Below are 10727 nucleotides of genomic sequence, written 5' to 3'. Positions count from 1 at the left end.
TGATATAAAAAAACGATCAAAACTGTTTGATCGTTTTTTAACACATTTTGCTATTTTTTAGCGATAACGACGTAGCATTTGCCAAATACAGACAATCAGTAAGCATGAAAAAAATAGACATGACCATACTGAAAGTGGCTGTCCCAAGAATGTCCAGTCGATTTTGGCACATTCACCTGAACCTGAAAGTACCTCTGCCAAAACTTCTTTCATCGGCAAAACATCGACCAAATAGTTTAAGCCTGGACCACAACTCGGGACTTGATCTGCAGGTAAGTGTTGCAACCAGATTTGACGGGCTGCAACGCCAATCGACCACAACATACCTAAGCCTGCCAAGAATGCATAAACTCGCTTAACGGCATGAGAGGCTGGATTGTGAATCAATGCAATCAGGGCAATAAAGCCCATTGCCATCAGACCTAAACGCTGAAAAATACACAATGGGCATGGTTCTAAACCCGTAACATGTTCTAAATAAAGTGCAAATGACATGCCGACAATGGCGATCAATACCAGTGCGGCATTGACTAGACGATAACTCAAGCGCAAATGGATTCCCCTTATTTTGCCTTAGCGGAAGTTCGCCAAATATTCTGTAAATGTAGGTTGTGAAGTCTGTTCAAGTTGTTGTTGCTGTTTTAAAGAAGCCTCAACCAGTGTCTCAAAGTATGCTTGCTTTTCAGCAGTTAAATCATAATCTTGATAAGTTTGGGTATGCTGTTCAGCCAACTGGCTTCCTAAACGCCACGTTCCGCCTGCCTGCAACATATCTCGAATGACTTGAGCTGACAGTGTGGTTTGTGGGTCATCAATGCGTTGCTGCATAAGAGTTAGTGCATCAGCATATAATTGGGTCTGTTCCATCTCATCCAACAACGTTGCAACAGGACGCATTGCATCTAAATGCAACTGCAACCAGTCTGCAATAGCATAGCTGCTGCTTAAGCTTTGAATAGTGGCATTTTCAGCACGCCCACGTTCCACAACTTCCGCTTGATTTTTCTCAATCAGCTCTTGTTCTTCAACAGAGATTTCAGGACTGTCTTGTAACAGACAGTACAAAGCCAAACTTTCCAAGAATGCTGCACTTGAGCTTTCAATCCCAATTTCACTATACGGATTAACATCGACCGCGCGCAGTTCAATATACGCGACACCCCGTTTTTCCAAAGCTTCCGACGGCGTTTCATTGCCTTGTGGGACTTGTTTTGGGCGCACTAAACTGTAGTACTCATTTTCAATTTGTAAAATGTGGTCATTAATCTGAATGGGCTCACCTTGAGCATCATCCAGACCCAATTCACTAAATGCAGGATAAGGCGTTTTCACTGCGGCTTGTAAGCCCTGCAAATAGCCTGTTAAGTTATTGTAATGAATGCCTAGCTGTTTTTGTGCCGAGTTTTGATAACCATGACGCCCCATACGTAGTGCAGTCGCATACGGCAAATGTAATGTCCCACCGATCAAGGGCTGAAGTTTATGTTCACGTCCAATCAAGAAGGTTTTACAGACCGTTGGACTCGCGCCCAATAAATACATCACCATTGGGGTCAGGCGAATAAAATTCCGAATCAAACCAAAATAGCGATGACTGCGATAATCTTGAAGGCTTAACGCTTTTAAGGCTGGATCTTGTTCATGCTGCTGCAAGCGTTCAAACAACTGATCAGGAAATGAGACGTTGTAATGAACCCCTGCAATGGTTTGCATACGGCGACCATAACGCCCCCCCAATCCCTTACGATACAAGGTTTTGAAACGCCCAATATTGGATGAGCCATACTCTGCTAAAGGAATCTGTTCTTCATCTTGATCGAGCATACATGGCATTGACATTGGCCAAAGTTTTTCACCCTCAGGTAAATGCTGATCGGCAACATGATGAATATCGCTTAAATAATTTAGTGCAGCCGCAATATTGTGCTGTGGAGGCGTAATAAATTCTAATAATGCTTCGGAATAATCGGTGGTAATGTGCGGATGGGTTAAGGCTGAACCCAAAGCAGCAGGATGCGGTTGTTGTGACAAATAGCCATCGTGCTGCATACGTAAAGTTTCACGCTCAATTCCTCGCAACATTCCCGTGACTACAGATGCGTCTACCCAACTTGGCACAATAGTTTGAGAAACGGCATTGGGTTGACTCATGTTCTTTACTCACTCGAATTAAAATGATTATTCAGATCAAACGGACAAATTATACTGATGATTATGACAATCGGTATGAAATAATTATCACGAATAGCACCGCTCAAAATTGTACCGATAAACCATCATATAGATACATCAAAAATATGAATTGTATTGCAAAATAATGCTCAATACTTCACAAAAACGAAAATAGCGAATTTGAGTTGAGATAAGACTGAGTCATGGCAATATCTTTCCCATTTACCCATAAAAATATTTAAAATCAATCTATTAATCAACAGTAAAAGATATTTAATAGATTGATTTACATACTTATTATTCATCATCAATTCACAATCATGGCTGAAGATGATGTGGTTGTATTACAACAAAATCTCCATTGACTCTCTTCGCTATGCTCTTCATGGTGATGGATATCGGGTCACTACAGCAGAACCACAAGTCGCATTTTCATAATGCATTGATCATTAACAATTTTTAATAAATCTTAGAATTTGGAGTAGCAAGATGCATAAATTGATTCCATGTCTGGGCTTTAGTCTTGTGCTTGGACTATCTGCCTGTAGTACCCTGCCGAGTCAACCTCGAAGTTTTGAGCAACTCGGACAATTCTCAAGTTATCCGCTGAACAGCCAAACCTATCGTGTTGGCTTTAAAGCAACGTCAAACTTAAGCTATGGCACAGCCGAAGAAATTACCTTGGTGAAAGCGGCTCAAGTTACCGTGAAGAATGGTTTCCGTTATTTTAAAGTCTTGAATGACCCGAGCAACCGTACCCAACAACCACCACGCAAGGCTGTGGTCTATCCTGATCCAATGTTCTATCCCTATGGTTTTCGTAGCCCTCGCTTTTATGATCCGCTATACAACATGCCTCAAGTCGTGACCATTGACCCTGTCGAAGTGTCCTATACAATTGAATGTTATAAAGATCAGAAAAATGTCCCAAGTGATGCCTTTGATGCCACTCTGATTTTAAAATCAATTGGACAAAAATATGGGGTCAGTGCCACAGGTGAAGTATTGTCACCTGCACCACCACAGCCTCATTAATCTCACCCTATTAGGAATCAAACATGAGTCTAGCCACGCCAACAAGCTCAACATTGACCAGTTTACAACGCAGTAAACGCTTTGCAGGCATTGCACTGGTCATGGCCATTGTGGCGTGGTTGATCTTAATGGTGTTGGCAAAATTCTTACCTGATTATGCTTGGCTGATTCATATTTTAATGTTGGGTGCAGAAGCAGGCGTGGTGGGTGGTTTGGCGGACTGGTATGCGATTACCGTGCTATTTCGTAACCCATTTGGAAAGATGCCTATTCCACGTTTCCTGCTCGACCACACTGAAATTATTCCGCGCAATAAAGCCCGAATTGCCGAGTCAATGGGACGCTTTGTCCAAGAGAATTTTTTATCGCCTGAAGTCGTGGAACGTAGCCTCAAACAAACTGATTTAAGTTTGAGCGTTGGGCGTTGGCTCGCAAATCCACAAAATAACGGTCAAGTCACGCAACTGATGCAGCAAAGCCTGCCACAAGTGCTGGACTTTGTTGGGCAAGAACAAATTGCAGGATTTATTCAAAGTAACAGTGTGCAATGGGTACGCAGCACTCAAATCAACAACTTAGCCAGTGAAATGTTACGTGCAGTTTTGGACAATGACTTTCATCAAGACTTGTTACAGCATGGTCTGGATTTAGCACATGACTGGGTGACATTTCATCCTGAACAGACTCGTGAGCTGACCCAGCGAATTTTTCAGGAACTCGGTGTTTGGAAAATTGCCAAAGGTTTCAACTGGATTGGCATTGACGTACAACAACGCATGATTGACAGCTTGGTCGAGAAAGTCGAAGCCATGTTGGCCGATCCTGAACATCCGTGGCGCCAATATGTCGAAAACTATGCCCAAACCTTGATGCTGGAACTGCGTGACCCAGAAAGTCATGCCAGTCTGCGCCTGAATGCCACCAAAAACGCCCTACTCGATAGCCCACAAATGTTGAACTTCATTAGTGGTGCGGTGGTGATTTTATGCAATGCCATCAAACAAGATTTACAAAAAGAACAATCAGGGATTGCCCAAAACCTACGCGCTGCCATTGAGCTGGTCGGACAGAACCTCATGGAAAATGACAAAGTTCGTGAAATTCTCAATCAACGCTTAAGTCAACTCGCGATTCAGCTCAGTGACCAATACAGCAACAAAGTCATTCGCTTTATTAGCCAGCGCATTCATGAATGGGATTCTTCGGAAATGATCGGCAAGATTGAAAATGAAGTCGGTGGCGATTTGCATATGATTCGGGTCAATGGCGTGATCGTTGGTGCATTTATTGGGTTATGCTTGGGGATCATTCGCGCAGCGGTTGAATACCTGATTTAACCTCAAAAATTAGAGAAAAAATTCATGTTGTCATTCCCGTCCAAACTCCCTGCCCAAGGTGTCACCATTTTTAGCCAAATGTCGGCACTGGCTCAACAACTCAATGCTCTTAATCTGTCGCAAGGTTTTCCAGACTTTGCTGCACCTGAAGCGCTACTTGATTGCTTGGTTGAAGCCACTCGAAATGGTTTTAATCAATATGCTGCGGGTGATGGCTGGATGCCACTGCGTGAGCAAGTCGCACAGCAGTTTTTACAGCGCGATCAAGTGCAACTCGACATCCCTCAAGAAGTCACCATGACCTCAGGGGCAACCATTGCACTGTACTGTGCCATTCAAGCCCTGATTCACGCAGGCGATGAAGTGATTATTTTTGATCCGAGTTATGACAGCTACGCGCCTGCGGTGGAATTGACTCAAGGCGTAAGCGTACGGATTCCCCTGCTCGCACCTGATTTTCAGGTGGACTGGCAACAGGTCAAAGACAGCATCAACTCACGTACCCGCATGATTATTGTCAATACACCACACAATCCAAGTGGTGCGATTTGGTCAAAACAGGACTGGCTGACTCTAATTGAATTGATCAAACAGCATAATATTGTGGTGCTTTCCGACGAAGTCTATGAACACCTGATTTATGACGGTCAGCGCCATTATTCGGCATTGTCATTTCCTGAACTGCGCCAGCGTAGCCTTGTGGTTGGTTCGTTTGGCAAGACCTTTCATGTCACAGGCTGGAAAACGGGCTATTGTATTGCTGCACCTGAGTTCATGCGTTTATTCCGTCAGGTGTATCAGTTTGCCAGTTTCTGCGGGAACACGCCTTGCCAAGTGGCGCTCAGCAATTTTATGCAGCAGCATCCTGAGCATATCCAGCAGCTCGCCAATTTTTATCAACAAAAACGTGATTTGTTTAATATAGGTTTGGCTCAATCCAAGTTTATCTTTAAGCCGACTCAGGGCACTTATTTTCAAAATGTCGACTACAGTCAGATTCGCCCTGACCTGAACGATGTCGAGATGTGCCAATGGTTGGCACAGACCCATAAAATCGTTGCCATTCCAATTTCTGTGTTCTATGCCCAACCACCCAAAGACTTGCGTTTGTTACGCTTTTGCTTCGCTAAAAAAACCGAAACGCTGCAACAGGCCTGCGAGATTTTGGCTCAAGTGAATTAAAGATTTCTGCTACTGCCTGCCCCTCGCTATTGAAGTGCAGGCATTTCAAAAAATAAGAACTAATTTACTGATTAAGAATAAATAATTGAACTAAAACGGTGCATGTAAAACGGTATTTTTCAACAATTTTGGAGAATTTTCACCCGACAACAAAAATCTATGCTTTAATCAAAATCGATTCAGTTATAGTGAAACACATCTTTTATTCATAAGGATTATGTCGATCATGAGCGCAATCATTACACGTGAAATTCAATATACAGCTCCAGATGGTAAGACCTTAATCGGCTTTTTTGCTGCACCACAATCTGACACACCTCTACCTGCCGTATTGGTTGCACCAGAATGGTGGGGACGCAATGATTATGTCATGCAACGCGCTCAAGAATTGGCGGAACATGGCTATGCGGCATTTGCGATTGATATGTACGGTGACAAACAAACCACTGAACAAGCCAGCCAAGCCAATGAATGGATGATGGAAACATTCCAGCAGCCCAATACCATTGTTGAACGAGCCACTGCGGCACTTGCCACGCTTGCAGCACAACCCGAAGTAGATGTACAACGTTTGGCAGCGATTGGTTTCTGTTTCGGTGGCAAAGTCGTTTTAGATTTGGCACGTTCAGGTGCAGAAGTGAAAGCCGTTGCCACGTTCCACGGCAATTTGTCCACGGCGACACCTGCCGAAAAAGGCAAGATCAAAGCTGAAGTTTTGGTGCTGCACGGCGAACTCGACAGCATGGTGACTTTAGACAATGTCGAAAGCTTCAAACAGGAAATGCAAGCTGCCGATGTGAAGCATGAAGTGATGATTTTAGCCAACGCCAAACATGGCTTTAGCAACCCGCTTGCCGATGTTCGTGCCAAAGCCAACGGCATTGATTTGGGCTATAACCCAGAAGCTGAACGTGCAGGTCTCGATGCTATGTACCAACTGCTGGCACGTGATCTACGTGCTTAAACCGATTTTATTGAATTGTTAGAACAAGTAGGAAGCGACCATGACTGAGCATTGTGCTTATTGCGATTTTGATGATTATGATGTGATTGCCAAAAATGACTTTGGCGTAATTTTCCCAGAACCTCATCCCCTGTCGAAAGGACATATGGTGATTGTACCATTACGTCATGTCAGTTCATTTTTTGATGTCACTGACAAAGAACGCAAAAGTCTGATGTCCTTACTTGAACAAGCGCGTAACGAGCTACAGATTCTGTATCATCCTGAAGGCTATCATATCGGCTTTAACGATGGAAATGTGTTTGGCGACGTTTCACAACATCTGCACATTCATGTGATTCCACGTTATAAAGGTCAACAATTGAAGCTCGATGAACGCTGGGGCATCTTAAACCCAAACGAAGCTTAAAATCCTACTTTTAAAATCTTGCTGATTCCTCTGTGAAGATGTGTGCGCACATCTTCACTGCTTTTTGCTGCTCGCTTGACGTATACTACCTCGCGGTTTTGAGAGGTGGTGTGCATGTCTGATTTTTCATTTTCTGATGCTTTACTGATTTGGTTCGACCAGCACGGTCGGCATGATTTGCCGTGGCAAGTCGCTGATGATCCCTACAAAGTCTGGGTCTCAGAAATCATGTTGCAACAAACCCAAGTCAAAACCGTCCTGCAATATTTTGAGCGTTTTATGCAACGCTTTCCCACGGTTGAAGCACTCGCCCAAGTCAGTTGGGATGACGCCGCGCCCTACTGGGCAGGTCTAGGTTATTACGCTCGGGCACGCAATCTGCACAAAGCCGCTCAAATCGTTGCTGAACAAGGGCATTTTCCAAAAACCCTCGAAGATTGGATGGCACTGCCTGGCATTGGACGCTCGACCGCAGGCGCGCTGATGTCACTAGGTTTACGTCAGTACGGCGTGATTATGGATGGTAATGTCAAACGCGTGTTGGCACGTTTTTTTGCCATTGAAGATGATCTGAGTAAACCTGTGCATGAACGGGAAATGTGGGCGCGTGCCGAACAACTTTGCCCTGTTGAACGTAATCATGACTACACGCAAGCGATTATGGATTTGGGCGCAACCATCTGTACCCCAAAAAAACCACTCTGTCTGTACTGCCCGATGCAGCAGCATTGCCAAGCCCATCGACAAGGGATTGAAACAGAACTACCGTTCAAGAAAGCCAAGAAACCTGTGCCTGTGAAACAGGCAGAAGTGTTGTTACTACGTCATCAAAATCAGTGGTTATGGCAACAGCGTCCTGCACTTGGACTCTGGGGCGGTTTGTATTGCCTGCCGATTTTTGCAAATCTGAATGAACTGCAACAGCAACGGACTACTTTGGGTTTAGCAACAGCGCAATATCTCACACAAATTCGTCATAGTTTTACCCACTTCACGTGGGAATTAAATATTCAGCAAATCCAAGTTGACAGCGATCAGTTGGAACATCTACAAATAGAACTGGGCGGTGAATGGCTCACCCCACAACAGGCAATTGACCGAGGCATTCCAACAGCCATGAAAAAACTGATTCAAAGCGTTTAAACATCTATACGGCATGCTGTTGGAAAATACTGATTCAAAGGACACTGTATTTTGCGTTTTCTTTCACATGCTGTTTTAATTTTAACGGTCATTGTTTTGGCTGCGTGTAGTTCAACCCCTAGAAAGAGCACACCACTGCCCAACCAGCAAGTCAGCCGTCTTAAAGCCATGCCACTCGACTTTCATTTGCCGATTCCTGTCAAAGGCGTTATTGCAGATCAGCTCACCGATACTTGGGGTGCTTCACGCAGTGCGGGACGTCGCCATGAAGGAATTGATATACTGGCACCACGCGATACCAAAGTGACCAGCGCCACCGAAGGTTTAGTCGCCAGTTTGCAAAGCAACACCCTTGGTGGCAATGTCATCTGGATTTTAGGCCCTGCGGGTTCTTGGCATTATTATGCCCATTTGGACAAGCATAAGTGCGGCTTAAAAGTCGGCGACTATGTGCATGCGGGCGAACTGATTGGCTACGTCGGCAATACAGGCAATGCCAAATACACCGTCACCCATTTACACTATGGTATTTATTTGGATGGCAAAGGTCGCGGCGCGGTCAACCCATTCCCCTATTTACGTTAGGAACACTTGTTTCATGTCTGAAGCCCTTATCAATCGTTTAGTCGACTTTGCCGAATCGGGCAATCAACAAAAAATCCAACTTCGTGGTCAATGCTATCAGGGCTGGGTCATGGAAATTGCAGAAAATGGTCTACTGATTAGTACAGGCTACAATGACAAAGCAGGTAAGGATCTGTGGCTGTCTTTAGAAGATTTACAACAAGCCGAACTGTTTTTTTGGGACACTCAAAACGATCAGTGGACATTATTCACACTTTAAAAACAACATATAATCAGGAGTTTGCCATGTCTCAACAGCGCTGTCGCTGGTGTTCCGATGATCCACTCTATATCGCCTACCACGATAAGGAATGGGGCAACCCCTTATATGATGAAGCGCAACTGTTTGAACTGCTGTGCCTCGAAGGTCAGCAAGCAGGTCTGTCTTGGATTACCGTCCTGAAAAAACGTGACTGTTACCGTCAGCACTTTTTTCAATATTCTATTCAACAGATTGCCGAATTGTCTGATACTGTCTTAGAACAGAAACTGCAAGATGCAGGCTTAATCCGTCATATCGGCAAGCTCAATGCCATTCGAGCCAATGCACAAGCATGGTTGAACCTCAAACAAGACGTGGGTGATGTGGTGACATGGCTGTGGCAATTTGTCGATGCTCAGCCAGTTCACAATGCTGTTCCAAATTATCGCGAAGCGCCTGCACAAACCGAGATCAGCCAGAAACTCTCGAAAACCCTGAAAAAGCGTGGTTTTAAATTTGTGGGCGCGACCACCTGCTATGCGTTCATGCAAGCCTGTGGCATGGTCAACGATCATGAAGATGACTGCTTTTGCAAATAACAACAATTCCGAACAAGGAGTGCGTCATGAGTGAAAATCGAATTCGTAGCTATGCAGCCTTAACTGCAAAATCTGCTCTCGTTCCGCATGAGTTTGATGCAGGTGATCTTTCACCTCATCAGGTTGAAGTCAAGGTCGAATACTGTGGTTTGTGCCACTCCGATCTGTCGATGATTGACAATGACTGGGGTGTTTCCCAATATCCTGTCATCGCAGGGCATGAAGTGATTGGTAAAATTGTACGACTGGGCAGTGAAGCCAAAGGTCTGAAACTGGGTCAACGTGTCGGTATTGGTTGGACAGCGGAAACCTGCCAAGCCTGTGATCACTGCCTTGCAGGACAACAGGTGCTGTGTACAGGTGAACGTAAGGCAACCATTGTCGGGCATGCAGGCGGTTTTGCCGACAAAGTTCGTGCTGGCTGGCAGTGGGTGATTCCCCTTCCCGATGACCTTGCCCCTGAAAGTGCTGGCCCACTGCTCTGTGGTGGCATCACCGTATTCGATCCTTTGTTAAAACATCAGATTCAGGCGACACATCACGTGGGGGTGATTGGCATTGGTGGTTTGGGTCATATGGCATTAAACTGCTGAAAGCATGGGGCTGTGAAATTACTGCATTTACCTCCAGTTTAGATAAAACCGAAGAACTCAAAGCCATGGGCGCAGACCATGTGGTGAACAGTCGTGACAGTGCAGCACTCAAAGCCCAAGCAGGCAAATTCGATTTATTACTCAGCACCGTCAATGTCACACTCGACTGGAAAAGCTATCTGCATAGCCTTGCCCCAAATGGCAGTGTACATCTGCTTGGCATTCCCCTAGAACCGATTGCAACGCCTGCCAATTTACTGATTAGCGGCGCAAAATCCATTACTGGCTCACCAACAGGTTCACCAGCAGCATTACGTACCTTGCTTAAATTTGCCGCACGTAAAAATATTGCGCCACAAATTGAACTGTTCCCGATGTCACAAATTAACGATGCCATTGAGCGCTTACACTCAGGGCAAGTCCGTTACCGTGTGGTACTCAAGGCTGATTTTGACTGATCTCATGGT

At 44.9% G+C, this 10727-nt stretch carries 11 protein-coding genes and 1 pseudogene; 10 read left to right on the top strand and 2 right to left on the bottom strand.

Annotated features, from left to right (window positions below; genetic code table 11):
* Positions 1–57: 57 nt before the first annotated feature.
* Positions 58–552 (bottom strand): disulfide bond formation protein B, encoded by a 495-nt coding sequence (locus tag GBN19_RS10055; RefSeq protein WP_151709955.1) that lies wholly within the window; start codon positions 550–552, stop codon positions 58–60.
* Positions 553–573: 21 nt separating this feature from the next.
* The gene (gene gshA / locus GBN19_RS10050) at positions 574–2151 is read right to left on the bottom strand and encodes a glutamate--cysteine ligase (protein WP_151778042.1); all 1578 of its coding nucleotides are present in this window, start codon (positions 2149–2151) and stop codon (positions 574–576) included.
* Positions 2152–2661: 510 nt separating this feature from the next.
* Between gshA and GBN19_RS10045 the strand changes: the two genes are divergently transcribed.
* From GBN19_RS10045 to ahr, 10 genes and pseudogenes are all read left to right on the top strand, one after another.
* The gene (locus GBN19_RS10045) at positions 2662–3207 is read left to right on the top strand and encodes a CC0125/CC1285 family lipoprotein (RefSeq protein ID WP_151709957.1); all 546 of its coding nucleotides are present in this window, start codon (positions 2662–2664) and stop codon (positions 3205–3207) included.
* A 23-nt stretch (positions 3208–3230) separates the two neighbouring features.
* On the top strand, positions 3231–4544 hold the full coding sequence (locus GBN19_RS10040; protein WP_151778041.1) for a DUF445 domain-containing protein: 1314 nt from the start codon (positions 3231–3233) through the stop codon (positions 4542–4544).
* Between the two features lie 24 nt (positions 4545–4568).
* A complete protein-coding gene (locus GBN19_RS10035) occupies positions 4569–5726 on the top strand; it encodes a methionine aminotransferase (RefSeq protein ID WP_151778040.1) in 1158 nt (385 codons plus the stop codon).
* Positions 5727–5952: 226 nt separating this feature from the next.
* Positions 5953–6690: a dienelactone hydrolase family protein gene (locus GBN19_RS10030; protein ID WP_151778039.1), complete on the top strand. Its 738-nt coding sequence runs from the start codon at positions 5953–5955 to the stop codon at positions 6688–6690.
* 40 nt (positions 6691–6730) lie between these two features.
* A complete protein-coding gene (locus GBN19_RS10025) occupies positions 6731–7099 on the top strand; it encodes an HIT family protein (RefSeq protein ID WP_151778038.1) in 369 nt (122 codons plus the stop codon).
* Positions 7100–7213: 114 nt separating this feature from the next.
* Entirely contained in the window at positions 7214–8242 is a 1029-nt protein-coding gene (gene mutY, locus GBN19_RS10020) for an A/G-specific adenine glycosylase (RefSeq protein WP_151778037.1), read from the top strand.
* A gap of 51 nt (positions 8243–8293) precedes the next feature.
* A complete protein-coding gene (locus GBN19_RS10015) occupies positions 8294–8827 on the top strand; it encodes a M23 family metallopeptidase (protein WP_151709963.1) in 534 nt (177 codons plus the stop codon).
* Positions 8828–8840: 13 nt separating this feature from the next.
* Complete coding sequence (locus tag GBN19_RS10010) at positions 8841–9086, top strand: hypothetical protein (RefSeq protein ID WP_151709964.1); 246 nt, start codon at positions 8841–8843, stop codon at positions 9084–9086.
* A 26-nt stretch (positions 9087–9112) separates the two neighbouring features.
* A complete protein-coding gene (locus tag GBN19_RS10005; protein WP_151778036.1) occupies positions 9113–9667 on the top strand; it encodes a DNA-3-methyladenine glycosylase I in 555 nt (184 codons plus the stop codon).
* A gap of 26 nt (positions 9668–9693) precedes the next feature.
* A pseudogene (ahr, locus tag GBN19_RS10000) lies at positions 9694–10718 on the top strand (NADPH-dependent aldehyde reductase Ahr).
* The last annotated feature ends 9 nt before the right edge of the window (positions 10719–10727 follow it).

Origin of the sequence: Acinetobacter brisouii, assembly GCF_008993995.1 — a bacterium.
Classification (GTDB): domain Bacteria; phylum Pseudomonadota; class Gammaproteobacteria; order Pseudomonadales; family Moraxellaceae; genus Acinetobacter; species Acinetobacter brisouii_A.
This window is presented reverse-complemented; position numbering and strand designations above follow the sequence as displayed.